Below are 24,932 nucleotides of genomic sequence, written 5' to 3'. Positions count from 1 at the left end.
CGGGGGAGTAGCCGTCACAAACCCGGGCATCCCCTCCTGCAGGGGGTGTCACCCATGCGCGTCATCCACGAGATGAAGTTCGTCGCCCGCCTGTCCTCGGGTGCCGACGAATGGTCCTGCCCCGCCTGCGGACGCCGCGTCACCCTGCGGCGCCTGCCCGAGCCCGAACTGACCGTCCTCGACCCTGGCGACGAGTCCGCCGTCCACGTCGGCGTCATCGAACCCGACGCCCGCGCCGCCGCGGCCGCCGAGAAGTACGGCCTCGGCCCCGTCCAGAACATCCCCCGCCCGCCGTCCCCGCCCGCCCCCGACGCCGACGACCGCCGCTGGCTCGCCGAGATCGGCATCGACTGGGACGGCGGCGCGGCGGCCTGACTCAGCTGCGGGGTGCGTACAGCGGAAGCCCGGAGGTGTCCAACTCGGCGGGCAGTGGCGGGGCCAGCGGAACGGCCTCGCCGTACTTGCCGTGCAGGACGCCCTGGTACGCGCCGTCGCGGGGGTGGGTGTGGAGGGTCCAGGTGCCGTTGCGAGGGTCGAGCGCGAGCAGGACGGGCGCGCCGGCGCTGGCGTACCAGTCCGTCTTCGTGGCGACGGCCTTCACGCCCTCCGAGTTGGAGATCACCTCGACGACCAGGGCCGCCTCGTGCGGGTCGGCGAGCCACCTGTCGTCGTCCTCCCAGTCGACGGGGAGGACGATCAGGTCCGGTGTGGCGTAGTCCTCGTCGTTGCCCGGCATGTAGACGGACGACACCTCGTAGGCGCCGAGGTCGGCCGGCAGCTTCGGGTCCAGCTGGATGCGCAGCCGCCGCACGGTCCCCGCGTGCTTGCCGCGGGGGGTCGGGGGCATCACCAGGGTTCCGCCGATGATCTGGACGCGTAGTCCCGTGCACTGCTCGATCTCCTCCGCCACATCCCGGAGTCTGCCGGGCCGCACGGTGATGGCCGTCATCGTCTCCTCCGCTCCTTGGCGCTGGGCCGAGTGGCTGGTGTTCGCCGGGTTCAGGCTAGCGCGCCGAGTCAGCCGGTGCCGTGGCTGATCGGATTGTTCCGGGGTCTGGTCGAAACCCTCTTGTTTAGTTATATTCAGTCGAACAGACCTTGAATGAATCCATCCGCAGGGAGGCCGGGACTATGGTGCAGCAGCAGGCGAGCGGGCCGCGCGAGGTACGTGCGGCGCGTGGCACGGGGCTCACGACGCAGGGCTGGCAGCAGGAGGCCGCCCTGCGGATGCTGATGAACAACCTCGACCCCGAGGTGGCCGAGCACCCGTCGAAGCTGGTCGTGTACGGCGGCACCGGCAAGGCCGCGCGGGACTGGCGCTCCTTCGACGCCATGGTGAAGACGCTGCAGGGCCTGAAGCAGGACGAGACCATGCTGGTCCAGTCCGGCCGCCCGGTCGGCGTGATGCAGACCCACGAGTGGGCGCCGCGGGTGCTGATCGCCAACTCCAACCTGGTCGGCGACTGGGCCAACTGGGAGGAGTTCCGCCGACTGGAGAGCCTCGGGCTCACCATGTACGGCCAGATGACGGCCGGCTCCTGGATCTACATCGGCACCCAGGGCATCCTCCAGGGCACCTACGAGACCTTCGCCGCCGTCGCCAACAAGCGGTTCAACGGCACGCTGGAGGGCACGATCACCCTCACCGCCGGCCTCGGCGGCATGGGCGGCGCCCAGCCGCTGGCCGTCACCATGAACGGCGGCGTGGCGATCTGCATCGACTGCGACCCGTCCCGCATCTCCCGCCGGATCGAGCACCGCTACCTGGACGTCGAGGCCAAGGACCTCAGCCACGCGCTGGAGCTGGCCACCGCCGCCCGCGACAAGAAGCAGCCGCTCTCCATCGGCCTGCTGGGCAACGCCGCCGAGCTCTTCCCGCAGCTGCTCGCGATGGACGCGCCGATCGACATCGTCACCGACCAGACCAGCGCCCACGACCCGCTGAGCTACCTGCCGGTCGGCGTCGCCTTCGACGACATGGCGACCTACGCGGCCGAGAAGCCCGCCGAGTTCACCCAGCGCTCCCGCGAGTCGATGGCCAGGCACGTCGAGGCCATGGTCGGCTTCATGGACCGCGGCGCCGAGGTCTTCGACTACGGCAACTCGATCCGCGGCGAGGCCCAGCTGGCCGGCTACGACCGCGCCTTCGCCTTCCCCGGCTTCGTCCCCGCGTACATCCGCCCGCTGTTCTGCGAGGGCAAGGGCCCGTTCCGCTGGGCCGCGCTGTCCGGCGACCCGCAGGACATCCACAAGACCGACAAGGCCGTCCTCGACCTCTTCCCGGAGAACGAGTCGCTGCACCGCTGGATCAAGATGGCCCAGGAGAAGGTGCACTTCCAGGGCCTGCCCGCGCGCATCTGCTGGCTCGGCTACGGCGAGCGCGACAAGGCCGGCGAGCGCTTCAACGACATGGTCGCCTCCGGCGAGCTGTCCGCGCCGATCGTCATCGGCCGTGACCACCTGGACTGCGGCTCGGTCGCCTCCCCGTACCGGGAGACCGAGGCGATGCTGGACGGCTCGGACGCGATCGCCGACTGGCCGCTGCTCAACGCCATGGTCAACGTCGCCTCCGGCGCCTCCTGGGTCTCCATCCACCACGGCGGCGGCGTCGGCATCGGCCGCTCGATCCACGCCGGCCAGGTCACCGTCGCCGACGGCACCGCGCTGGCCGGGGAGAAGATCCGCCGGGTGCTCACCAACGACCCGGGCATGGGCGTCATCCGGCACGTGGACGCCGGCTACGACCGCGCCGACGAGGTCGCCGCCGAGCGTGGCGTCCGCGTCCCCATGGGTGAGCTGTGACCTCGTCGTTCGAAGAGATGTGGGCGGAGCTGCTCCCCGTGGGCCGCTCCGCCTCCTCCGGCGGCTACCGCCGCTTCGCCTGGAACTCCGCCGACGCCGAGTGCCGCGCCTGGTTCGAGCAGCAGGCCCGCGACCGCGGTCTGGCGTACGAGCTGGACCGCAACGGCAACCAGTGGGCCTGGCTGGGCGATCCGCAGGCCGGCGGGGCCGTCGTCACCGGTTCGCACCTGGACTCCGTCCCGGACGGCGGCGCCTTCGACGGCCCGCTCGGGGTGGTCTCCTCCTTCGCCGCGCTGGACGAACTCCGCGCCCGGGGAACGGAGTTCACCCGGCCGCTGGCGATCGTCAACTTCGGCGACGAGGAGGGCGCCCGGTTCGGCGTGGCCTGCATCGGCTCCCGGCTGACCGCCGGCGTGCTCTCCCCCGAGGCCGCGTACGAGCTGCGCGACGCCGCCGGCGTCCGGCTGCCCGACGCGATGGAGAAGGCCGGCTACGACCCGACCGGGATCGGCGCGGACGACGACCGGCTGGCCCGGATCGGCGCCTTCGTCGAACTCCACGTCGAGCAGGGCCGCTACCTCGCCGAGGGGCAGCCGGTCGGTGTGGCGGGCGCGATCTGGCCGCACGGCCGCTGGCGGTTCGACTTCCACGGCGAGGCCAACCACGCGGGCACCACCCGGATCGAGGACCGCCGCGACCCGATGCTGACCTACGCCAACACCGTGCTCGCCGCCCGCAAGAAGGCGAAGCAGGCGGGCGCGCTGGCCACCTTCGGCAAGGTCGCCGTCGAGCCCAACGGCACCAACGCGATCGCCTCGCTGGTGCGCGGCTGGCTGGACTCCCGGGCGGCCGACGAGCGCACCCTCACCGCGCTGGTTGCCGAGATCGAGCAGGCCGCCGCCGAGCGCGGCGGGCGCGACGGTGTCCGGGTCGAACTGACCCGCGAGTCCTACACCCCGGTGGTGGACTTCGACGGGCCGCTGCGCGACCGGCTCGCCAAGCTGCTGGACGCCCCGGTGCTGCCCACCGGCGCGGGACACGACGCCGGGATCCTGGCGTCCGCGATCCCGACCGCCATGCTGTTCGTGCGCAACCCCAGCGGTGTCTCCCACTCCCCGGCCGAACACGCCGAGGTGGACGACTGCCTGGCCGGGGTCACCGCCCTCGCCGACGTACTGGAGGACCTCGCGTGTCAGTGACCGCAGTGACCTACTGGGCGCAGTACGCCTGGCTGCCGCACCCCAACGGGCCGGTGGTCGAGCGGGACGTGCTGATCGCCGCCGGCCCCGGCGGCCTGATCACCTCGGTGACGCCGGACAGCGGGCCCTGCCCGCCCGGCGCCGTCCGGCTCGAAGGGCTGCTGCTGCCCGGCCAGGCGAACGCCCACTCGCACGCCTTCCACCGGGCGCTGCGCGGGCACGTGCAGGTCGGCTCCGGCACCTTCTGGACCTGGCGCGACACCATGTACCGGTTCGCCGGCGCGCTCGACCCGGACACCTACCTGGAGCTCGCCACCGCCGTCTACGCCGAGATGGCGCTGGCCGGGATCACCGCCGTCGGCGAGTTCCACTACCTGCACCACGCGCCCGGCGGCGCCCGCTACACCGACCCGAACGCGATGGGCGAGGCGCTGATCGAGGCCGCCGCCCGGGCCGGCATCCGGATCACCCTGCTGGACACCTGCTACCTGTCGGCCGGCTTCGGCGCCGAGCCGACCAAGCCGCAGCAGCGGTTCAGCGACGGTGACGCGCAGGCGTGGGCCGAGCGGGCGGACGCGCTCAAGCCCCGCGAGCACGCCCGGATCGGCGCCGCCATCCACTCGGTCCGGGCCGTCCCGGCCGAGCAGCTGGGCACCGTCGCGCACTGGGCGGCGATGCGCAAGGCGCCGCTGCACGTCCACCTGTCCGAGCAGACCGCCGAGAACGACGCCTGCCTGACCGCGCACGGCGTCACCCCGACCCGGCTGCTCGCCGACCACGGCGCGCTCGGCCCGCGCACCTCGGTCGTGCACGCCACCCACCTCACCGACGAGGACGTCAAGCTCCTCACCGACTCCTCCACGACCGTCTGCATGTGCCCCACCACCGAGCGGGACCTCGCGGACGGCATCGGCCCGGCCCGCCGGCTCGCCTCGGCGGGCTGCCCGATCACCCTGGGCAGCGACAGCCACGCGGTCATCGACCCGTTCGAGGAGGCCCGCGCGCTGGAGCTGGACGAGCGGCTGCGCACCCGGACCCGCGGCCACTGGACGGCCAACGCGCTGCTGCGGGCCGGCACCGAGGACGGGCACGCCTCGCTCGGCTGGCCGGAGGCCGGGCGGGTCGAGGCCGGGGCGCTGGCCGACTTCACGGTGATCGCGCTGAACACGGTTCGCACCGCGGGCCCGCCGCCCCGGCTCGGCGCCGAGATCGCCGTCTTCGCCGCCTCGGCGGCGGACGTGCGGCACGTGGTGGTCGGCGGCCGGCACGTCGTGCGGGACGGCGCGCACCAGCTGGTGGCCGACGTGCCCGGCGCGCTGCGGTCCGCCATCGGCGCGCTGGACTGCTGATTCCTCTGTTCGACTCTCTTCGGAAGGCGTTGTCTTGAGCACCTTGATCACGGGCATCGGCAGCCTGGTCACCAACGACCCCGGGCAGGGCGGCGGGCCGCTCGGCCTGCTCACCGACGCGGCCGTGGTGCTGGACGGCGACACCGTCGCCTGGGTCGGTCCGGCCGCCGCCGCCCCGGCCGCGGACGAGCGCTTCGACGCCGAGGGCCGGGCGCTGCTGCCCGGCTTCGTCGACTCGCACGCCCACCTGGTGTTCGCGGGGGATCGTACGGCCGAGTTCAATGCCCGGATGTCCGGGCAGGCGTACACGGCGGGCGGGATCCGGACGACGGTGGCGGCCACCCGGGCCGCGAGCGATGCCGAACTCGACGCGAATGTGGCCGGGTTCATCCGGGAGGCGCTGCGGCAGGGCACCACCACCATCGAGTGCAAGTCCGGCTACGGGCTGACGGTCGAGGACGAGGCCCGGGCGCTGCGGATCGCCGCTGCCCACACCCCGGAGACGACGTACCTGGGCGCGCACGTGGTCGCCCCCGAGTACGCCGAGGACCCGGCGGGGTACGTCGACCTGGTGACCGGCGAGATGCTGGACGCCTGCGCCCCGCACGCCCGTTGGGTGGACGTGTTCTGCGAGAAGGGCGCCTTCGACGGCGACCAGGCGCGGGCGGTACTGACGGCCGGCATCGAGCGCGGCCTCACCCCCCGGGTGCACGCCAACCAGCTGACGTACGGGCCCGGCGTGCAGCTCGCCGTCGAGCTGGGGGCCGCCTCCGCGGACCACTGCACCCACCTGACGGACGAGGACGTGGCGGCGCTGGCCGGCTCGGCGACGGTCGCGACCCTGCTGCCGGGGGCGGAGTTCTCCACCCGGGCCGAGTACCCGAGCGGACGCCGGCTGCTGGACGCGGGGGCGGTGGTGGCGCTCTCGACCGACTGCAACCCGGGCTCCAGCTTCACCAGTTCGATGGCGTTCTGCATCGCGGTCGCGGTCCGGGAGATGGGGATGACGCCGGACGAGGCCGTCTGGGCGGCTACGGCCGGTGGCGCCCACGCGCTGCGGCGCACCGACGTGGGCACGATCGCGGTCGGCTCGCAGGCGGACCTGCTGCTGCTCGACGCGCCCTCGCACGTGCACCTGGCCTACCGGCCGGGCGTGCCGCTGACGGCGGCGGTCTGGCGCGCGGGCATCCGCGAGGTCTGACCCATTTGGACGGCGGGAGGCCCCCGCGCCCCCGGGGTGGCGGGCGCAGGGGCCTCCCGCTCAGGCGTTCGTGGTGAGGTGGTCGAACTCGCCGGCCTTGGAGGCCTGGAGGAAGGTGGCGAAGGTGAGGCGGGTGGTGCGGACTGTGACCTCGCCGTCGTCGGACTCGCGGAGTTCGAGCAAACCGTCGATCGAACGCACCTCGACGCAGTTGTTGTTCGCCTCACTGAAGCTGGACTTCTGCCACTCGGTGCAGGTCATGAAGCCAAGCTAGCGGAACGATTCGCTCAGGTGCCGGTGATCAGGTGGTCGAACTCGCCGGCCTTGGCGCCTTGGAGGAACGCGGCGAAGGTGAGGCGGGTGGTGCGGACTGTGACCTCGCCGTCGTCGGACTCGCGGAGTTCGACCAAGCCGTCCACCGTACGGACCTCGACGCACTCGTCGTTCGAGCTGGAGTAGCTGGACTTCTGCCACGCGGAGCTGGTCATGGGACTCAGGCTAGGCAACGGCGGCCTCTTGCGGGAAGCAAGAGGCCGCCGGAACGATTCGCTCAGGTGCCGGTGATCAGGTGGTCGAACTCGCCGGCCTTGGCGCCTTGGAGAAACGCGGCGAACTTGGGGCGGGTGGTGCGGACGATGACGTCTGCGTCGTCGGACTCGCGTACTTCGAGCAAACCGTCGATGGAACGCACCTCGACGCAGTTGTCGCTTGAGGCCGAGTAGCTGGACTTCTGCCACGCGGAGCTAGACATGCTGGCCTGCCATTTCATCCTTGATCGACTGCATGAGGGCACGTGACTTCTCCTCGGAGAGCGCCGTGGAGTCCATCATGGCAAGGAGGGCACGGAACCTTGTGAGGTGGGCTGGGCTGTCGAAGAGCTGGCCGCCATGGCCTGTGTCCATCTGCGCAGCGTCCAGGTCCGTTATCGGCCCATCAGCGTAGGTGAAGTTCTCGCACGGGCTTGGTACAGCGCCGGCACCGAACGGTACGACTCGGACCGAGATGCTGGGTTGCACCGAGTCGGCGATGAGTGCGTCGATCTGCTCGATGTTGACCTTCGGATCGCTGAACTGCATGCGCAGGGCTGCCTCGTGGATGAAGGCCGAGTAGGGCGTTGCTCCAGAGCGGATGATGCGCTGTCGTTGCATGCGGAACGCCGTCTTGAGATCGACCTCGTGGCGCAGCGGTGGCGGGTAGGCCTGAGCGAACAACGCAGCCGTGTAGGCGCCGGTCTGGAGTAGACCAGGCACGAAGGTGGTTCCGTAGACCGAGAGCCGGCGGGCGTGACCCTCCAGTTCGGCGATGTCGAGGAAGTCTGTTGCCAGAGTCTCCCGATACTCCTCCCACCACCCGGGCTTGCCTCGCTCGGTGATGATGTCGGCGAGCGCGTCGATCAGCGGCTGGTTGGAGCACATGCATGTTGTGGCGATCGTGTGCAACCGCTCCACGCTGATGCCGATCTTCCCCGCCTCCATCTGCGTCACCTGGGCCGGGTTCATGCCGACCGCTCGGCCGAGCTGGCTGCCGCCGAGGCCGACCTGCTCTCGCATCCTCCGCAGTTCTGTTCCCATCCTGCGCTGACGAAGTGTGGGGTTCGTACGAGCCATGGTTCCTTCCAGGGCGAGGGTGGTCCCAGTCTGCCGCGCTGACCTGACATGGGTCCATCTGAAGCAGGCAGCCACGATCGAGGGAATATTTGGATTCCATGGAAACTTTGTCATGGATCTGAGTTGTCGTCATCCCCAGTTCGATCCGACGGATCGTCAGTAATGCCTGCATCCATGGCAGTAGGCGCCTGCTGCCCGCGCACCGAAGAGCAGCCGCCGCCCCGGCCTGGCTCACGGTGACGACCGTCCTCACCTCTCCCCACACCACAGCCTCACGGAGGTTCCCGTGTGTACCCGTAACACCCCCTCGCTCATCCTCTCCCGGCAGGCCCTGCGGGACGCCATGACCCGCAACGGCTGGGACGCCGAGACCATCTTCAACGCCGAACTCGCCTTGATGGAGCTCATCACCAACGCCTGGCGGCACGGCGGCACCCCCGCGCCCGTCGTCTGGTTCTCCATCCTCGACCGGACCCTCCGGGTCACGGTGTCCGACGAGAGCGACGCCATGCCCCAGCCGCGAACGTCCTCCGGCCTCGCCGAGAGCGGTCGAGGCCTCCAGCTCGTGGAGGGCCTCACCCACCGCTGGGGGGTCGACCCGCAGAAGCGCGGCAAGACCACCTGGTACGAGCTGGACTCCGTCGCGTGACCCGCGACCCCATCGCGCCGGACGACCCCCGGACGCGCGACTACACCGAGCCCCACATCACGGCTCTCCTCGGCGAGTTGCACCGTCGCGGCCTGCCGCACGGGCTCCTCTGGGGCTCCGCCTCGGCGGGGGAGACCACCCTCGACGGCCGCATCCTGATCGACTTCGGCAACGCGCCCGTCAGCACTCTGCTCAACCTCCTCCACCTGCTTCGCGACCTGGAGCGGGACGAGCAGTGGTACCGGTGAAGTTCTTCGTCGGTGCCGTCCTCGTCGCCCTCCTCGCCCTCGCGATTGCCACCGTCGCCCTCGGCGTCATCGCGACCCTCAGGATGCCCCACCCCAAGGAGCCCGACGAGCGGCACTGAAACACGCGAAGGCCCTCGCCCACCCCGGGCGAGGGCCTCGCGGGCGTCCGCTGTCAGCCGAGATACGGGATCGCCCTGCGCTCCAGGAAGTGCTGGAGCCGAAGGCGCTGAGTGTGGTGCATCGGCAACCCTTCTACGTCGCTTGGAGCGACGAACCGAAGGTCGGTGGACTCGTCCGAGATCCGCAGTTCACCGCCCGTGATGCTGGCAGTGAAGCAGACGTTGAACTGCTGTCGTACTTCGCCGTCCGAGTAGGCGATCACGTGCCGGGGGTCGGTGTAGGTGCCGACAAGCCCGGTGATTGAGGTGTATGTCAGGCCCCCGGAACCTCTGGGACGAGGTGGAGGCCGCCTGGCGATGGTGGGACGGCCAGGGCCGCCCCGGTTTCGACCGGTTCGGCCTGACGGTCGGACCCGAGGGCCAAACCGTGTGGCTGGACAGTCCGGAGAGCCCGGCGTCGCTCCGAGGCTGACCGCAGATTCCCGCTGCACATCGTTCCGTCGCTTCGCCCCGTCGAGCCTATCCAGCTTGACGGGACCAAGCGAAGTGCGCATCACCCGTCCGATGGTCCACCCGCTCATTCCGCGCCCCATAGCCGCCACAGGAAGGCCAGGTCATGCCGCAGTTGGTTCTCCGTCACCGCCTCGTCGGTGGACCGGTGTCCGGAGCCGGGCATCGGCAGGACCTCGTGCGGATGTCCTGCTCGGCAAGCTGGACTTGTTCACGCCGTATGTCAGGGGATGGTGTGCGAACTCGCGGACTTCGCCGAGACGATCGAATTCGATCTCGTCACTCGGTCGATCTCGGGTCTGGAGTTCGCGCACTACGAGGTGCCCGCCGCCGTCTAGGACTCGAATGCGATGCCGGTCTCCCTGGCGAGGCTCAGGGCCAACTCCAGCCCCCTGGGCCTCGCACGGTGGCGCCCTTGAGGTGCGCGGCGCCTCCGACGTCAACCAGCGTCCAGTTGTCGAAACTGACACCTGGCTGAATGACGACGTTGGCGAACTGCGCTCCGGTGAGATCGCACTTCTCGAATCGGACGTCGCGGAGCTCGGCGAACTGAAAATCAGCCTGGGAGAGATTGCACTCTCTGAAGACCACGTCTTGAACTTCGCGTAGCGGAAGAGCGCACTGCCTGTCCGAGTGCCCTCGAAGAGGACATCGCGGAAACTGCCGTTGCTCCAGGACGACCCGGTAGTTCGGCATCCAGTCACCGTGCTTCGACTTCGCGTCGAAGTCGCCTACGAGGCCTTGTACGTCACCGGGCAGGTCAGGGCGGCGTCGTTCGAGATCCTGGAGGCTCGATGGCTCTCACCGGACGAACTTCCCGAGGGAGTGCAGGAATCGTACCGGCACCGGATCAGTCGTCGCCCGTACTGACCCTCAGTCGATCACTCACCGCCTCCTGACCGGCGCCGAACGAGCACGTGGCCGGAGATCCCGCCGAGCGGGCCGAGTTGGCTCACCAGTCGGCCGCGCGACGGGCGACGGCGCGGTGCGGATACGGCAAGACACCGCCACGGGTGCCCGCTGCGGCGGCCGTAACGACAGACAGGCCCGCCCCCGATTGCCCTGGCGCAGGAAGTCGGCCGGGCCGACTTCCTGCGCGTCCAGGTGCCTTCTGCGTACCAGCCGGGTGGACAGTGACCGGGCTGAGGCGTTCGGTAGCGCGGGAATCAGTGAGGAGTCTCTGTAGCTGTGGGGGGCATCAGGCAGGGGGTGTTGACCTGGAAGTTGAGAAGTCCGCCCTTCGTGGTCTGGACGGTGACCAGGTATCGGCTCGATGTCTGGGATGCGTCGAGGACTGTGTCCACCTTGTCGTTGACGGTCTCCCGATAGCCGTCGATCTTGAAGCCCTGCTGTTCGAGCATCGCGCGGACCTTGCGGACGGCTTCAGGGTGCTGTTCGAGTGGGGCGGAGCTGTAGACCGCGTACGACAGCTTGTACCGGCCGTCCTTCCGGACCTCGTCGTGTTTGCCGACGCAGTCGTTGAAGACCGGTTCGACGCTGCCGGTGTCGAGGGTGACTCCGGCGGTCTGCGCCATGTACTCGGTCAAATGTTGGGCCCAGGCCTGGGCGTCCTGGCGGGCCTTGACGGGGAGAGGATCGTTGGGGCCGGGTGTGGACATGCATCCTCCGAGGATCAGGGGCAGGCAGAGGGTCAGGGCGGCAGCGCCCAGGTGTCGGGCGCCGAGACGGCTGGCGGCGAGTCGTTGAAGGGGGAACGGCACAGTGGGATCCTTGCGGCCGGAACGGGGTGAGGACCGGTACAGCCGGGCCGTGGACGGCCCGGCGCTAGTGGTCACGGACAGACGATGCGTTGGGGTGCACCTTGGGAACCGTGGTCGGCGGCACATCGACGATGATGCGGCCCTGGTTGGCAAGGCTCTCGCCGCCGTCCCAGTACCCGCTGTGCCCGGACGTGTCGACCTTGAAGTTGTTCCCTCCGAACCGGTCGATCATCGGGTCGTCGCCGAGAGTGAGTCCCGTGGCATATTCGATCGGGTCGTCCGCCGCCCTGCCGGTCCAGAAGTGGCTCGGGTCGATGTGGAGCTGGTCGGCACGGTCGACAGTCATTCCGGGACTCGCGATGGCGACGATGTCGTCAGCGCCTAGTCCGTTCCCACCCGCGGCGGCCGCACCGACGAGCGTCGTCCCGTAGCTGTGACTGAAGACCGAGAGGTGACTGTGGTGGTCGCCCTGGGCGACCCGAGTGCCCTGGGTGAACTGGCGCAGGGCCTCGGCTCCGTCCTCGGCCCGGGTGGTGCCGCCGACAGCGAGGTTCGGCGCTTGCATAACCGGGATCTCGGGGGCGTCGTATCCGAGCCAATAGACCACCGACACCTTCTCGTTCGTCCCCTTCGCCGCCCTCTTCGCGGCCTCCTGCATGTCGTTGACGCGTGCGAGGTTCCCGCCCGTGCTGTCGATCGTCGTTCCCGTCCCCGGCACCAGGACGGCGGTGTGGTCGGCGGTGTCGGGGTTCCCCATGGCGATGACCACCTTGCCGTCACCGTCGTAGGACTTGGCGTCGAACCCGAGGAGGAACAGCTGCTTGTCCTCGGCCTTGGTGTCGTGGGCGTCGAGCTGGTCCTTCAGCTTCATCAGTGACTGCTCGCGGGCGTTGTACTCCCCGGACGTCATGCCGCTTCCGCGTGCGTCGCCGGCCTTCAGTGTGTCCAGCTGCTGGTCGAGGGAGAGCCGGTTGGCCTCGTCCCGGACCGTTGCGGGCAGGCCGTCCAGTCCTCCGACCTTGTCCGGGTAGAGCGCGAGGTAGCTGCTCTGCTGCTCAGGGGTCAGCGATTTCCACCAGTCGGCGGACTTCTGCGGGTCCTTGTTGTCAGGGATAGGCGGATCGGCGAGCCCGAGGTCCTTCGTCACGTCCTTCACATCGGTGGCGGTCTCGGCGGTGGAGCCGAACACCCGTGGCCGGGTCAGGATGTCGGCATCGAGGCGGCTGAGGGCGAGGTCGCCCTTGTCGCTCGCCTCTTTCGCGTCGGTCAGCGCCTTGTTGATCCAGTCCTGCACGTTCCCACGCAGGGTGGCCAGGGCCTTGCGTTCGGGGTCGTCTCTGGCCTCGGGGTCGTTCTGCTCGCCCTTGCTCAGCGGCGGCAGATTCACCGTTCCGTCGGGGCCGACGGTCAGACCCCACTCCTCGGCGCGGTGCACAGCATTCTTCAGATTGGTCTGCGCCTGGGTGATCCGGTCGGCGACGGTGTCCAGGGTGAGCGCGACAGCGGCGGACTCGACCCGCACGATCTCCAGGATCTGCTCGGTCCGGCCCAGAGCGTAGAAAGCGGACTGGGCGTCGTCCCCTTCCCACTTCGCCTGCCGCAGGGGGCCGTTCACCTGGCTGCGATGCCTGTTGTCGGCAGACTGGGCGCCGTTGGACAGGTCACGCCACGCCTTGGCGGCGTCGTGCAGCCCCGTCGGGTTGAAAGCGAGCAGCAGCTCGAACATGTTGCTCATTGGCCCGGCTTCTCCCACACTTCGCCTATCCGCTGCTTCTGCCAGACCTCGGCATTGGCGTGCTCGTTGTTCGTGTAGGCCTGCGCCGTGGAGGTGAGGTTGTCGGCCGTCTTCTTTAGCCGGTCGCCGACGCTCGTCAACACGGGCGCCCAGTCTGTCGCGACCTGGCCGAGCCGCGAGCCCACCGACCAGCCCGCCAGCTGGCCGGCGGCCGTCTGGCCAGCGGTAACCGCTGCCTGACAAGGCTTCGCGAAGTCCTCGCCGATGGCCCGTGCCACACCTGCGGACTTGTAGATCTCTCCCGGGTCAACCTTGAGATCGCCCACTGCCTTCCCCTTCCAACGGGTGTTCGACCAGCAGGCAGACTACTTCGGTGATCGAGCGATCCCTATCCGTATAGATACTCAGTCAATATCGGACGATTAGTCTTGTTCTGGCGAAACAAGGCTTTTGTGCTCCTTCTGAGACCGCGCAGGCCTGCCTCGTTCGCTTGGGTCTCGGCCTCTTCACACGTCCCTCGGGCCGGCCGTTAGCCACTCTCGGCCGGTTCGCTCGTGGTGAGGGGCGCTCGCTTCCCGACTGCTTCGAACGCAGCGGCGCACAGTTTCACGGCGTCGGGTCCGCCGCGATCTCGTCCTCGACCACGGCACAGCCCCCGGAGAAGTGGTGCACGAAGCAGTCCGTCGTTGGGCAGCCAGAAGGCGTTCCTCGGCAGGGCGATACTCGTGCTCTGTCGCCGTGGCAGCCGACGGCCCCGCGCGTCCGTCGTGTCGCCGCCGCGGCTGCGCAGGAACAGCACGGTGGCGCCGTCGGCAGAGGGCTCCGGTTGGACGGGCACACCCAGGGCGGACCACGGGTCCGGGGGAGGAGGCGCGGCAGGGAGTCGGTGGTGCTGCCGGGCGCCGTAGGCCAAAAACGACCGGGGCCGCCGTGGATCTCAGGAATCCACGGCGGCCCCGGAGGCGGTGGGCCGGTCAGACGGGCGTCAGTGGACGCCGCCCATGAGCGACTGGACGCGCTTGCGGCCCATGTAGACCGCGACGCCCGCCAGGGTCGCGAGTGCTGCCTGCAGCGCGATGATCCCGGTGCCGTCGAGGTTGACGCCGGCCAGCGAGAGCAGGCTGGTGGTGCAGTCACCGGCGGTGACGGCGAGGAACCAGACGCCCATCATCTGGGAGGCGTACTTCTGCGGCGCCATCTTGGTGGTGACCGAGAGGCCGACCGGGGAGAGGCACAGCTCACCGATGGTCTGGATCATGTAGATCGAGACGAGCCACATCGGGGAGACCTTGCCGTCGCCCGCCATGTTCATCGGGACGATGAAGATGAAGAACGAGGCGCCGATCAGGACCAGGCCCATCGCGAACTTCACGATGGTGTTGGGCTCCTTGTTCCGGCGGGACAGCCACAGCCACAGCCAGGCGAAGACCGGCGCGAGCGCCATCACGAACAGCGGGTTCAGCGACTGGTACCAGGTGGCCGAGAAGCCGAAGCCGAGCAGGGTGTCCGCGGTGTTCTTGTCCGCGAACAGGGAGAGGGTCGAGCCGCCCTGGTCGTAGATCATCCAGAAGATGGCGGCCGCGGCGAAGAACCAGATGTACGCGGACATCTTGGACTGCTCGCCGGCGTTCAGGTCCTTGTCGCGCTTTATGCGGGTCAGGACGACGACCGGGATGAGCAGACCGGCGATGGTCAGCGGCACCAGGGCCCAGTTCAGCGTGTAGACGCCCAGCGCGACGACGGCGCCGTAGAAGACGGCGATCGCGAGGACGCTCGCACCGGCCTTCGTCAGCAGGCTCTTGCGCTCGGCGGGCATGAGCGGGTTGGGGACCAGGCTGCTCTTGGGGCTCAGGTGGCGGGTGCCCAGCAGGAACTGGAGCAGGCCGAGGCCCATGCCGACGGCGGCCAGCGCGAAGCCCAGGTGCCAGTTGTACTCCTTGCCGACCGTTCCGATGATGAACGGGGCGGCGAAGGCACCGAGGTTGATGCTCATGTAGAAGACGGTGAAACCACCGTCGCGGCGCGGGTCCTCGGGACCGTTGTAGAGGTGGCCGACCATCGTGGAGATGTTGGCCTTCAGCAGCCCGGAGCCGACCGCGACCAGGAGCAGGCCGGCGAAGAACGCCGCCTGGCCCGGGACGGCCAGCGCGAGGTGGCCGGCCATGATCACGAAACCGGCGACGGTGACGGTCTTGCGGGCGCCCCAGACCCGGTCGCCGAACCAGCCTCCGGGGTAGGCCATGAGGTAGACCATGGAGACGTAGACGGAGTAGATCGCCGTCGCCATCGTCGCCTTCATGGCGAGGCCGCCGCCCTGGCTGCCGGCTGCCGCGTCGGCACCGCCGGAGACCAGGTAGTAGATGAGCAGGGCGCGCATGCCGTAGTAGGAGAAGCGCTCCCACATCTCGGTCATGAACAGCGTGGCGAGGCCTCGGGGGTGCCCGAGGAAGGTCTTGCCGCTGGGGGAGGCCGACGCGAGGTCGGCAGCCCGGGTGGTAGACGCCATGAGTAGTGGTTCCTTGCCTGACAGCGTCCGCCTAGGGGGGTGGCGGCGGACGTGGACGAAACCACTCTACGTGGCGATATTTGGCTCTATCAGATGACAAAAGCCATGGATTAGGTATGCCAATGGCAAAGTGATCAACAGATCTTCCCGGCCGATCCATGGTAGATGGCGTTGTCTTCCTTCGGATTCAAGATCGAGAAGGGGATTCTGCACTGAACCGGCGGACTGCAACGCCCTGTTGAGATCACTTGAATGCTTGTATAACGATCACGCTCTGTGAACTACCTCACAGGGCGTCCGGGTATACCCCGGCGGACTACCATCACCACATGACCTGTGTGCTGCTTGCCGAGGACGATCCGGCGATCTCCGAACCGCTCGCCCGGGCCCTGCGACGCGAGGGCTATGAGGTGCTCGTCCGCGAGGACGGTCCGACCGCACTGGCCGCCGGCCTCACCGAGGAGGTCGACCTCGTCGTCCTCGACCTCGGGCTGCCCGAGATGGACGGCCTCGAGGTCTGCCGCCGACTGCGCGCCGACGGCAAGAGCTGCCCCGTCCTGGTGCTCACCGCCCGCGCCGACGAGGTGGACACCGTGGTCGGCCTGGACGCCGGTGCCGACGACTACGTCACCAAGCCCTTCCGCCTGGCCGAACTGCTCGCCCGCGTCCGGGCGCTGCTCCGGCGTGGCAACGTCGACCAGCTCACCACCGGCGCGCACGGGGTGAAGATCGACATCGAGTCCCACCGCGCCTGGCTCGGCGACGAGGAGCTCACCCTCTCCGCCAAGGAGTTCGAGCTGCTGCGCGTCCTGGTCCGGGACGCCGGCCGGGTGGTCACCCGCGAGGAGATCATGCGGCAGGTCTGGGACACCACCTGGTGGACCTCCACCAAGACGCTGGACATGCACATCTCCTGGCTCCGCAAGAAGCTCGGCGACGACGCGGCCAACCCCCGCTACATCGCCACCGTGCGCGGGGTGGGGTTCCGGTTCGAGAAGAATTAGCCCCGTACGGAGACCAGGACCGGGCCACGGCCGGTGAAGCGGAACACCTCGGGGAGCGGCAGCGTGAAACGCCGGATGATCAACTCGCTGCTGGGCGTCGTCCTGGTGGTGGTCGTGGTGTTCTGCGTGCCGCTCGCCCTGGTCGAGAAGCGCACCATCGTCAACTCGGCCCAGGACCGGGTCGACGCCGCCGCCGTCCGGGTGCTCGCCCTGGTCGAGAGCCGGATCGCGGCGGGCGAGTCGGTCACCAGTGAGCGGGCCTTCGAGAGCCAGGTCACCGAGGGCAGCTACGTCGAGGTGCAGGTCCCCGGCCAGCCGGTCCTCTCGGCGGGTGAGCGCCCGGCCGGCGACCACCTGCTGAAGGCCGTCGAGCGCGGCAACAGCGGCGAGACCGTCACCGTCGAGCAGTCCCGCGCGGACGTCGACCACGAGATCGCCAACAACCTGCTGCTGCTCGGCGTGGTCGCCCTGCTGGCCGTCCAGGCCGCCGTGGCACTCGCGGTCTGGCAGGCCAAGCGACTCGCCCGCCCGCTCACCGACCTCGCCGAGACCGCCGAACGGCTCGGCTCCGGCGACCCGCGCCCGCGTGACCGCCGCTACGGGGTCCCCGAACTCGACCGGGTCGCCGAGGTGCTGGACACCAGCGCCGAGCGGATCGCCCGGATGCTCACCGCCGAGCGCCGGCTCGCCGCCGACGCCTCGCACCAGCTGCGCACCCCGCTCACCGCGCTCTCCATGCGGCTGGAGGAGATCACCGCAGTGGCCGAGGACCCGGAGACCGTCAAGGAGGAGGCGGCCATCGCCCTCCAGCAGGTCGAGCGGCTCACCGACGTCGTCCAGCGGCTGCTCACCACCCAGCGCGACCCGCGCAGCCCCACCGCCGTCGCCTTCGACCTCGACGAGGTCATCAAGCAGCAGGTCGAGGAGTGGGGGCCGACGCTGCGCGAGAAGGGCCGGGTGCTGTCCCTGGAGGGCCTGCACGGGATCACCGCGGTCGGCACCCCGGGGACGGTCGCCCAGGTGTTGGCCACCCTGATCGAGAACTCCCTGATGCACGGCGCCGGGACGATCACCCTGCGGGTCCGGCCGTCCGGCACCTCGGTGGTGGTCGAGGTGCAGGACCAGGGCGCCGGAGTGCCGCCGGACCTCGGCAACCGGGTGTTCGAGCGTGCGGTCAGCGGCCGCAACTCCACCGGCATCGGCCTCGCCGTCGCCCGCGACCTCGCGGAGGCGGACGGCGGGCGGCTCGAACTGCTCTCGCTGAAGCCCGCGGTGTTCGCGCTCTTCCTCGGGCGCAGCCACGACGACTGACGGGCCCCGGGCCAGGCGGGCCAGGCGGGTCCGGCGAGGTTCGGCGGGTTCAGGCGGGTTCACGCGGGTTCAGGCGGTGGGGAGCACGCCGAGCTGGCGCATCAGGCCCATCACGTCCCACTGCCACCAGCCCTCGCAGATCTTCCCGTCCTTGAAGCGGAAGGTGGTCGTGCCGCGGCCGATCACCGACTTGCCGGTGTTCGGCACGCCCATGAAGTCGGCCTTCTGGGTGGCGTGCCAGGTCCACCGGGTGGCCACCTCGTCGCCCTCGGCGATCTGGCCCTCGGTGTCGAAGGTGAAGTCGAAGGCGCCCAGGTAGCCGCTGCAGCGCTCGCGGAACGCGGCCGGGCCGACCGCGTCGCTCTCGCTGCCGTAGTCGTGGTCGCGGTAGTCGGCGGTCATGCACTCGTCGATGATGTCGAGGTTGCCGCGGGACAGCTCCTCCAGGACCCGGCTCGCGGTGGTTTTGTTGAACCGCGCGTCGCGGACCACGTCGAGGTCGGTGAAGGTCGGCGGCGTGTCGCAGAGCGCCACCATCTCGCGGAAGATCCGATCGGTCTCGGGCAGGTGGGAGTTCTTCATCGCCTCGTCGTAGGAGGGGAACTCCACGATCTCCACCACGTGCTTGGTGTCGGAACGGTCGGTGCCCACCAACGCGTGCGAGGCGGTCCGCTTGCCCCGGGTCGCCTCGACCCAGGTGTCCATCAGCCGGTTGAGGTCGTCGAGCCTGTCGGTCTTGCAGTCGATGATCTGGACGAACGTCATGGCGAGCCTCCTGGACCCCCCTCGGCCGTGATCGTTCGCCGACCGCGCTCGCCCTCGGAAACCACTCTCCTCCGGCGGTGGCGGGGACAGCAAGCCGGAAAACGGAGAGCCCGGGAAACGGCGAGCCCCGGCGGCCGGGTCGGCCTGCCGGGGCTGCGGGGGTACGCGGGGGGCGCCTACTCGGCCTTGGCGTAGCGGATCTGCTCGGTGGCGAGCATCAGCTCGGCCTGGGCGGCCAGCTCCTGGCCGCTGGCGGCGTCGACCGGCTGCTGGGCCGGCAGCTCGGCCGGCTCCGGATCGGCCTTGAACACCCAGGTCCGGTACGAGACGAAACGGAACACGGTGGCCACCGCGAGGCCGATCACCTTGGCGCCCAGCTGCTCGTAGTGCGAGTCGAGCTTCAGCACGTACACCGAGAAGCCGAGCACGCCGGTCTCGATCAGCATGCCGATGCCGCTGTAGACGAGGAAGAGGGTGATCTCCCGCTTGCGGGAGGCGGCGTCGCGGTCCCGGTACAGCCAGTAGCGGTAGCCCAGGTAGTTGGTCGCGATCGCGATCACCGTCGCCGCGATGTTCGACCGCACCGAGGCCAGGCCCAGGCCGTTGATGCAGACCCAGAAGACGGCGAAGTTGACCACCACGCCGCTCAGGCCGACGATGCCGAACTTCACGACTTCGCCCCTGAGCCCACGCAGTTTCCGTGCGAGTGAGGGTTTCGAAGCTGCGGTCGTCGCCATACCGGACTGCCTCCATGTGCCTGCGGGTCGAAAGGGCTGATCGCAGCGGCGCGGCCGCCCCTTGAGCCCTGCGTGCACGCACATGATCGGACCGCGTAGACCAGGACCTGGCCGTCCAGGCTACCCGCTTCCGCCGAACGGCTCAGCCGCGAGGGGTCCGACTTGACATCTACGCGCGTCCGCTCCCGGCGGCCCGCCGGCGGCTCCACCGCCCCCCACCGGCCCGGATATCCTGGCGGGGTGACTTCCCCGGGCAATGTGAATTTTCCAGTGGTGGGCATGATCGGTGGCGGGCAGCTGGCCCGCATGGCACACCAGGCGGGCATCCCGCTCGGGGTCAGGTTCAAACTCCTCGCCGACACGCCCCAGGACTCCGCCGCACAGGTGGTCTCCGACGTCGTCCTCGGTGACTACCGCGACCTCGACACCCTGCGGCGCTTCGCCGCCGGGTGCGACGTGATCACCTTCGACCACGAGCACGTCCCCACCGAGCACCTGCGGGCCCTCGAGGCCGACGGCATCGCCGTCCGCCCCGGCCCGGACGCGCTCGTCAACGCCCAGGACAAGGGCGTGATGCGGGCCAAGCTGGACTCCATCGGCGTGCCCTGCCCCCGGCACCGGATCGTCGCCGACCCGGCCGACGTCACCGCGTTCGCCGAGGAGGGCTCGGGCTACCCGGTCGTCCTGAAGACCGTCCGCGGCGGCTACGACGGCAAGGGCGTCTGGGTCGTCGACGACGAGCAGGAAGCGCAGGCCCCGTTCCTGGCCGGCGTCCCCGTACTGGCCGAGGAGAAGGTCGACTTCGTCCGCGAGCTGGCCGCCAACGTCGTGCGCTCGCCCAGCGGCCAGGCCGTCGCCTACCCGGTCGTGGAGAGCGTCCAGGAGAACGGCGTCTGCGCCGAGGTCACCGCCCCGGCACCCGACCTCGACCCGGCCCTGTCCGACGAGGCCCAGCAGCTCGCCCTGCGGATCGCCGGCGACCTCGGCATCGTCGGCCACCTCGCCGTCGAGCTGTTCCAGACCCGCGACGGCCGGATCCTGGTCAACGAGCTGGCCATGCGCCCGCACAACTCCGGCCACTGGACCCAGGACGGTGCCGTCACCTCGCAGTTCGAGAACCACCTGCGGGCCGTCCTCGACCTCCCGCTCGGCGACCCCCGGCCGCGCGCCAAGTGGACCGTCATGGTCAACGTCCTCGGCGGCGACTACCCGGACATGTACCACGCCTTCCTGCACTGCATGGCCCGCGACCCCGGGCTGCGGATCCACATGTACGGGAAGGACGTGAAGCCCGGCCGCAAGGTCGGCCACGTCAACGTCTTCGGGGACGACCTCGAAGACGTCCGCGAGCGCGCCCGCCACGCGGCCGCCTACCTGCGAGGAACGATCACCGAATGACATCCCCGGTTGTTGGCATCGTCATGGGCTCGGACTCCGACTGGCCCGTCATGGAGGCCGCCGCCCAGGCCCTGGACGAGTTCGAGATCCCCTACGAGGTGGACGTCGTCTCCGCCCACCGGATGCCCCGCGAGATGGTCGCGTACGGCGAGAACGCCCACCAGCGTGGCCTGAAGGCGATCATCGCGGGCGCCGGCGGCGCGGCCCACCTGCCGGGCATGCTGGCCTCCGTCACCCCGCTGCCGGTCATCGGCGTGCCGGTCCCGCTGCGCTACCTGGACGGCATGGACAGCCTGCTGTCGATCGTCCAGATGCCCGCCGGCGTCCCGGTGGCGACCGTCTCGGTGGCCGGCGCGCGCAACGCGGGCCTGCTCGCGGTGCGGATGCTCGCCGCCTTCGACACCGAACTCGCCGAGAAGATGACCGACTTCCAGGCCGAGCTGAACAGCCAGGCCACCGAGAAGGGCAAGAAGCTCCGGGCCAAGGTGGCCGGTTCCACCTCCTTCGGCTTCGGCAAGTAATCCCGCTGGTGGGGGTGGGGTAGAACAAGCCGTATGACTTCTCCGACGGACTCCCCCACCCCGCTGGACCGCGCCCGCGCCCTGCTCCGCACCGCCCCCGTCGTGGACGGCCACAACGACCTCCCGTGGGCGATGCGCCAGCAGGCCGGGTACGACCTCGGCGCGCTCGACCTCGCCGCCGACCAGAGCGCCCGCCTGCACACCGACCTCACCCGCCTCGCGGAGGGCGGGGTCGGCGCGCAGTTCTGGTCCGTCTACGTCCCCGCCTCGCTGGCCGGCGACCACGCGGTGAGCGCCACCCTGGAGCAGGTCGACTTCGTCCACGCCCTGGTCGAGCGCTACCCCGACCGGCTCCGCCTCGCCCGTACCGCCGACGACATCGAGGCCGCCCGCGCGGAGGGCCGGATCGCCTCGCTGATGGGCGCCGAGGGCGGCCACTCCATCGACTGCTCGCTCGCCACCCTGCGCGCCCTGTACGAGCTGGGCGTGCGCTACCTGACGCTCACCCACAACGACAACGTGCCGTGGGCCGACTCGGCGACCGACAAGCCGGTCGCCGGCGGGCTGACCCGCTTCGGCGAGGAGGTCGTCCGGGAGATGAACCGGCTCGGCATGCTGGTCGACCTCTCGCACGTCTCCGCCGACACCATGCGGGACGCCCTGCGGGTCACCGAGGCACCGGTGGTCTTCTCGCACTCCTCCGCCCGCGCGGTCTGCGACCACCCGCGCAACATCCCCGACGACGTGCTCGCCCAGCTGCCCGCCAACGGCGGCGTCGCGATGGCCACCTTCGTGCCCAAGTTCATCCTGCCCGCCGCCATCGAGTGGACCCTCGCCGCCGACGCGAACATGCGCGCCCACGGCTTCCACCCGCTGGACACCACCCCGGCGGCCATGGAGCGCCAGCACGCCTTCGAGGCGGAGCACCCGCGCCCGATCGCCAGCCCCGCCACCGTCGCCGACCACCTCGACCACATGCGCGAGGTCGCCGGCATCGACCACATCGGCATCGGCGGCGACTTCGACGGCACCGCCTTCCTGCCGGACGGCCTGGACTCGGTGGCCGGCTACCCCAACCTGCTCGCCGAACTCCTGCGCCGCCACTGGTCGGAGGCCGACCTGGCCAAGCTCACCTGGCACAACGCCGTCCGCGTCCTGCGCGACGCCGAATCGGTCGCCGCCACACTGCGCACCACCCGCCGCCCGTCCATCGCCACCATCGACCGGCTGGACGGCAGGACCTCCTGAGCCGTTGGGCTCCTAGTCCAGCAGCGGGATCTCGATGGCCGGGCACTTGTCCATCACCATGGCGAGCCCGGCCCCCCGGGTGCGCTCGTACGCGGCCTCGTCCACCACCCCGAGCTGGAACCAGACCGCCTTCGCCCCGACCGCGACCGCCTCGTCGGCCACCTCCCCGGCCAGCGCGCCGTTCACGAACACGTCCACCACGTCGACCGGGAACGGGATCTCGGCGAGCGAGGCGTAGCCCTGCTCGCCGAGGACCGTCTCGGCCTTCGGGTGGACCGGCACGATGCGCTTGCCGTAACGCTGCAGCACCCGGGCCACCCCGTAGGCCGCGCGGGCGGTGTTGGTGGAGAGGCCGACCACGGCCCAGGTGTCCCCGGTGCCGGTGAGGATCCCGCGGACCGTCGTGTCGTCGCCGTAGCTCGTCATGCCGGTACCAACGACGGCCGGGGGCGCGGGATTCCGGCCGGGGTTCAGGCGTCGAAGGCCTGGAGCCCGACGTGATCCTCCCGGGGAATCCGAACCTGCTCGGTTCGGGGCCCGGAAAAGGCGCCCGCCCCCGGGGTCGGGGACGGGCGCCCGGAGGCGGGGGTCAGCTGGGGCGACCCAGGGCGCGGTAGGTCCAGCCGGCGGCGCGCCAGGCCTCGGCGTCCAGGACGTTGCGGCCGTCGAGGAGGCGGCGCTCGGCGACCACGGCGCCCAGCTCGGCCGGGTCCAGCTCGCGGAACTCGGCCCACTCGGTGAGGTGGAGGACGACGTGGGCGCCCTCAGCGGCCTCCATCGCGGAGTCGGCGTACGCGAGCGAGGGGAACATCTTGCGCGCGTTGTCCACGGCCTTCGGGTCGTAGACGGTGACCTGGGCGCCCTGGAGCTGGATCTGGGCGGCCACGTTGAGGGCCGGGGAGTCCCGGATGTCGTCCGAGTTGGGCTTGAAGGCGGCGCCGAGGACGGCGACCCGGCGGCCCAGGAAGCCGCCGCCGCACTGCTCGCGGGCCAGCTCGACCATCCGGGAGCGGCGCCGCATGTTGATCGAGTCGACCTCGCGCAGGAAGGTCAGCGCCTGGTCGGCGCCGAGCTCGCCGGCCCGGGCCATGAACGCGCGGATGTCCTTGGGCAGGCAGCCGCCGCCGAAGCCGAGGCCGGAGTTGAGGAACTTGCCGCCGATCCGCTCGTCGAAGGCCAGCGCCTTGCTGAGCTGGGTGACGTCGGCGCCGGCCGCCTCGCAGACCTCGGCCATCGCGTTGATGAAGGAGATCTTGGTGGCCAGGAAGGAGTTGGCGGCCGCCTTGACCAGCTCGGCCGTCGCGTAGTCGGTGGCCATGAACGGCACTCCGGCCGCGATCGGCTCCGCGTACACCTCGCGCAGCAGCCGCTCGGCCTGCTCGCTCTGGGTGCCGACCACGATCCGGTCCGGCCGCAGGGTGTCCTGGACGGCGAAGCCCTCGCGCAGGAACTCCGGGTTCCAGGCGAGTTCGGCGCCCTCGCCGACCGGCGCCAGCGCCGCCAGCCGCTCGGCCAGCCGGGCCGCCGAGCCGACCGGGACGGTGGACTTGCCGACCACCAGGGCGGGGCGGGTCAGGTGCGGGGCGAGCTCGTCGATCGCGGTGTCGACGTACGACATGTCGGCGGCGAACTCGCCCTTGCGCTGCGGGGTGTTGACGCAGATGAAGTGCACGTCGCCGAACTCGGCGGCCTCCTGGGCGGAGGTGGTGAAGCGCAGTCGCCCGGTCGATCCCTGGTGCCCGGCCACGTGCTTGAGCAGCAGCTCGGACAGGCCCGGCTCGTACATCGGGACGCGGCCGGCGGTGAGCATGGCGATCTTGTCCGGGTCGATGTCCAGACCCAGCACCTCGAAGCCGAACTCGGCCATGGCGGCGGCATGCGTGGCGCCGAGGTAGCCGGTGCCGATCACGGAGATGCGGAGGGTCACGGGTTCTCCCTGGAGGCGGACTCGACCGGTCCGGATGCGGATCCGACCGGTACGGATGCCCCTGATGCTATCCGCCCGGTCCGGGCGTGCAGGGGTCGCCCGCGCGCCCGGGGCGCTAGGCAGCCGCAGGTCGGAGCCCTAGGATCTCTACTGAACGGTAGTTAACCCCGGATTCGACGTCGATCGGACCGGATCGAGCGGACCGGATCCGACTTCGGTCACTGGACTTCGGTCACTGGACGACGAGGCAGGCATCATGGCGGGCAGCGCAGGGGCGGCTGACTTCGATCTCTTCCGTATCTCCGAGGAGCACGAGATGCTCCGTGAGGCGGTGCGTTCGCTGGCCGAGGCGAAGATCGCTCCGTTCGCGGCGGA

Annotated in this window: 27 protein-coding genes and 3 pseudogenes; 15 read left to right on the top strand and 15 right to left on the bottom strand. The window is 70.1% G+C overall.

Going from position 1 to position 24,932, the window contains the following annotated elements; all coding sequences use genetic code 11:
* Positions 1-54 precede the first annotated feature (54 nt).
* Positions 55-375, top strand: coding sequence for a hypothetical protein (locus ABTY56_RS25160; RefSeq protein WP_350631410.1), 321 nt, complete (start codon positions 55-57; stop codon positions 373-375).
* Between the two features lies 1 nt (position 376).
* Here ABTY56_RS25160 and ABTY56_RS25155 read toward each other — a convergent pair whose 3' ends face one another.
* Complete coding sequence (locus ABTY56_RS25155; RefSeq protein WP_350631408.1) at positions 377-949, bottom strand: Uma2 family endonuclease; 573 nt, start codon at positions 947-949, stop codon at positions 377-379.
* Between the two features lie 182 nt (positions 950-1,131).
* On the opposite strand from ABTY56_RS25155, the gene hutU reads away from it, so the two are divergent.
* The 4 genes from hutU to hutI are packed head-to-tail and all read left to right on the top strand — an operon-like array spanning position 1,132 to position 6,551.
* Complete coding sequence (gene hutU, locus ABTY56_RS25150) at positions 1,132-2,802, top strand: urocanate hydratase (RefSeq protein ID WP_350631406.1); 1,671 nt, start codon at positions 1,132-1,134, stop codon at positions 2,800-2,802.
* 17 nt (positions 2,803-2,819) lie between these two features.
* Complete coding sequence (locus tag ABTY56_RS25145) at positions 2,820-4,001, top strand: allantoate amidohydrolase (RefSeq protein WP_350631470.1); 1,182 nt, start codon at positions 2,820-2,822, stop codon at positions 3,999-4,001.
* A complete protein-coding gene (locus ABTY56_RS25140) occupies positions 3,998-5,350 on the top strand; it encodes a formimidoylglutamate deiminase (RefSeq protein ID WP_502893178.1) in 1,353 nt (450 codons plus the stop codon). Before ABTY56_RS25145 ends, ABTY56_RS25140 begins: the two co-directional genes overlap by 4 nt.
* Positions 5,351-5,384: 34 nt before the next feature.
* Complete coding sequence (gene hutI / locus ABTY56_RS25135) at positions 5,385-6,551, top strand: imidazolonepropionase (RefSeq protein ID WP_350631402.1); 1,167 nt, start codon at positions 5,385-5,387, stop codon at positions 6,549-6,551.
* A 60-nt stretch (positions 6,552-6,611) separates the two neighbouring features.
* Here hutI and ABTY56_RS25130 read toward each other — a convergent pair whose 3' ends face one another.
* The 4 genes from ABTY56_RS25130 to ABTY56_RS25115 all read right to left on the bottom strand — a co-directional run bounded on the left by ABTY56_RS25130 (position 6,612) and on the right by ABTY56_RS25115 (position 8,122).
* Entirely contained in the window at positions 6,612-6,812 is a 201-nt protein-coding gene (locus tag ABTY56_RS25130) for a DUF397 domain-containing protein (RefSeq protein WP_350631401.1), read from the bottom strand.
* Between the two features lie 26 nt (positions 6,813-6,838).
* Positions 6,839-7,039 carry a DUF397 domain-containing protein gene (locus ABTY56_RS25125; RefSeq protein WP_350631400.1) on the bottom strand — a complete coding sequence of 67 codons (201 nt, stop codon included), beginning with the start codon at positions 7,037-7,039 and terminating at the stop codon, positions 6,839-6,841.
* Between the two features lie 62 nt (positions 7,040-7,101).
* Positions 7,102-7,302, bottom strand: coding sequence for a DUF397 domain-containing protein (locus ABTY56_RS25120; RefSeq protein ID WP_350631398.1), 201 nt, complete (start codon positions 7,300-7,302; stop codon positions 7,102-7,104).
* A complete protein-coding gene (locus tag ABTY56_RS25115; RefSeq protein ID WP_350631396.1) occupies positions 7,295-8,122 on the bottom strand; it encodes a helix-turn-helix domain-containing protein in 828 nt (275 codons plus the stop codon). The genes ABTY56_RS25120 and ABTY56_RS25115 overlap by 8 nt, the downstream gene beginning before the upstream one ends.
* 322 nt (positions 8,123-8,444) lie before the next feature.
* Between ABTY56_RS25115 and ABTY56_RS25110 the strand changes: the two genes are divergently transcribed.
* From ABTY56_RS25110 to ABTY56_RS25100, 3 genes are read left to right on the top strand one after another with little or no spacing between them, the layout of a single operon-like run.
* Positions 8,445-8,807 carry an ATP-binding protein gene (locus tag ABTY56_RS25110; RefSeq protein WP_350631394.1) on the top strand — a complete coding sequence of 121 codons (363 nt, stop codon included), beginning with the start codon at positions 8,445-8,447 and terminating at the stop codon, positions 8,805-8,807.
* Positions 8,804-9,055 carry a hypothetical protein gene (locus ABTY56_RS25105; protein ID WP_350631393.1) on the top strand — a complete coding sequence of 84 codons (252 nt, stop codon included), beginning with the start codon at positions 8,804-8,806 and terminating at the stop codon, positions 9,053-9,055. The genes ABTY56_RS25110 and ABTY56_RS25105 overlap by 4 nt, the downstream gene beginning before the upstream one ends.
* A complete protein-coding gene (locus tag ABTY56_RS25100; protein WP_350631391.1) occupies positions 9,052-9,174 on the top strand; it encodes a hypothetical protein in 123 nt (40 codons plus the stop codon). Before ABTY56_RS25105 ends, ABTY56_RS25100 begins: the two co-directional genes overlap by 4 nt.
* A 53-nt stretch (positions 9,175-9,227) precedes the next feature.
* Here ABTY56_RS25100 and ABTY56_RS25095 read toward each other — a convergent pair.
* Positions 9,228-9,476: pseudogene (locus ABTY56_RS25095) on the bottom strand (NUDIX hydrolase); the annotation flags it as partial.
* A gap of 11 nt (positions 9,477-9,487) precedes the next feature.
* Between ABTY56_RS25095 and ABTY56_RS25090 the strand changes: the two are divergent.
* A pseudogene (locus tag ABTY56_RS25090) lies at positions 9,488-9,646 on the top strand (methyltransferase domain-containing protein); the annotation flags it as partial.
* Positions 9,647-10,056: 410 nt separating this feature from the next.
* Here ABTY56_RS25090 and ABTY56_RS25085 read toward each other — a convergent pair.
* The 5 genes from ABTY56_RS25085 to ABTY56_RS25065 all read right to left on the bottom strand — a co-directional run bounded on the left by ABTY56_RS25085 (position 10,057) and on the right by ABTY56_RS25065 (position 15,646).
* On the bottom strand, positions 10,057-10,380 hold the full coding sequence (locus ABTY56_RS25085; protein WP_350631390.1) for a pentapeptide repeat-containing protein: 324 nt from the start codon (positions 10,378-10,380) through the stop codon (positions 10,057-10,059).
* Positions 10,381-10,850: 470 nt separating this feature from the next.
* On the bottom strand, positions 10,851-11,405 hold the full coding sequence (locus ABTY56_RS25080; protein WP_350631388.1) for a hypothetical protein: 555 nt from the start codon (positions 11,403-11,405) through the stop codon (positions 10,851-10,853).
* Between the two features lie 64 nt (positions 11,406-11,469).
* The gene (locus ABTY56_RS25075) at positions 11,470-13,140 is read right to left on the bottom strand and encodes an alpha/beta hydrolase (RefSeq protein WP_350631386.1); all 1,671 of its coding nucleotides are present in this window, start codon (positions 13,138-13,140) and stop codon (positions 11,470-11,472) included.
* Positions 13,137-13,466 (bottom strand): hypothetical protein, encoded by a 330-nt coding sequence (locus tag ABTY56_RS25070; protein ID WP_350631384.1) that lies wholly within the window; start codon positions 13,464-13,466, stop codon positions 13,137-13,139. Before ABTY56_RS25070 ends, ABTY56_RS25075 begins: the two co-directional genes overlap by 4 nt.
* Before the next feature lie 659 nt (positions 13,467-14,125).
* Positions 14,126-15,646, bottom strand: coding sequence for a peptide MFS transporter (locus tag ABTY56_RS25065; protein WP_350631382.1), 1,521 nt, complete (start codon positions 15,644-15,646; stop codon positions 14,126-14,128).
* Between the two features lie 329 nt (positions 15,647-15,975).
* Here ABTY56_RS25065 and ABTY56_RS25060 point away from each other — a divergent pair, with 329 nt between their 5' ends.
* On the top strand, positions 15,976-16,650 hold the full coding sequence (locus ABTY56_RS25060) for a response regulator transcription factor (RefSeq protein WP_030058577.1): 675 nt from the start codon (positions 15,976-15,978) through the stop codon (positions 16,648-16,650).
* 63 nt (positions 16,651-16,713) lie between these two features.
* Positions 16,714-17,961, top strand: a complete 1,248-nt coding sequence (locus ABTY56_RS25055) for a sensor histidine kinase (RefSeq protein WP_350631380.1) — start codon at positions 16,714-16,716, stop codon at positions 17,959-17,961.
* Positions 17,962-18,030: 69 nt separating this feature from the next.
* On the opposite strand, the gene ABTY56_RS25050 is transcribed toward ABTY56_RS25055, so the two are convergent.
* Both ABTY56_RS25050 and ABTY56_RS25045 read right to left on the bottom strand, forming a co-directional pair.
* Positions 18,031-18,726, bottom strand: a complete 696-nt coding sequence (locus tag ABTY56_RS25050) for an ester cyclase (protein ID WP_350631378.1) — start codon at positions 18,724-18,726, stop codon at positions 18,031-18,033.
* A 176-nt stretch (positions 18,727-18,902) separates the two neighbouring features.
* A complete protein-coding gene (locus ABTY56_RS25045; protein ID WP_350631376.1) occupies positions 18,903-19,397 on the bottom strand; it encodes a GtrA family protein in 495 nt (164 codons plus the stop codon).
* A gap of 324 nt (positions 19,398-19,721) precedes the next feature.
* Between ABTY56_RS25045 and ABTY56_RS25040 the strand changes: the two genes are divergently transcribed.
* From ABTY56_RS25040 to ABTY56_RS25030, 3 genes are read left to right on the top strand one after another with little or no spacing between them, the layout of a single operon-like run.
* Positions 19,722-20,861: a 5-(carboxyamino)imidazole ribonucleotide synthase gene (locus tag ABTY56_RS25040; RefSeq protein WP_350631375.1), complete on the top strand. Its 1,140-nt coding sequence runs from the start codon at positions 19,722-19,724 to the stop codon at positions 20,859-20,861.
* Positions 20,858-21,382, top strand: coding sequence for a 5-(carboxyamino)imidazole ribonucleotide mutase (gene purE / locus ABTY56_RS25035; protein WP_350631373.1), 525 nt, complete (start codon positions 20,858-20,860; stop codon positions 21,380-21,382). Before ABTY56_RS25040 ends, purE begins: the two co-directional genes overlap by 4 nt.
* Before the next feature lie 33 nt (positions 21,383-21,415).
* Complete coding sequence (locus tag ABTY56_RS25030) at positions 21,416-22,630, top strand: dipeptidase (protein ID WP_350631371.1); 1,215 nt, start codon at positions 21,416-21,418, stop codon at positions 22,628-22,630.
* A 12-nt stretch (positions 22,631-22,642) separates the two neighbouring features.
* Here the strand turns inward: ABTY56_RS25030 and ABTY56_RS25025 are convergent, their stop codons facing one another.
* Positions 22,643-23,056, bottom strand: coding sequence for a CoA-binding protein (locus tag ABTY56_RS25025; RefSeq protein WP_350631369.1), 414 nt, complete (start codon positions 23,054-23,056; stop codon positions 22,643-22,645).
* A 163-nt stretch (positions 23,057-23,219) separates the two neighbouring features.
* Positions 23,220-24,557, bottom strand: a complete 1,338-nt coding sequence (locus ABTY56_RS25020) for a UDP-glucose dehydrogenase family protein (protein ID WP_350631367.1) — start codon at positions 24,555-24,557, stop codon at positions 23,220-23,222.
* A gap of 256 nt (positions 24,558-24,813) precedes the next feature.
* Here ABTY56_RS25020 and ABTY56_RS25015 point away from each other — a divergent pair.
* A pseudogene (locus tag ABTY56_RS25015) lies at positions 24,814-24,932 on the top strand (acyl-CoA dehydrogenase); the annotation flags it as partial.

The organism is Kitasatospora sp. NPDC097691, assembly GCF_040302665.1.
In the GTDB taxonomy this organism is placed as follows: domain Bacteria; phylum Actinomycetota; class Actinomycetes; order Streptomycetales; family Streptomycetaceae; genus Kitasatospora.
This window is presented reverse-complemented; position numbering and strand designations above follow the sequence as displayed.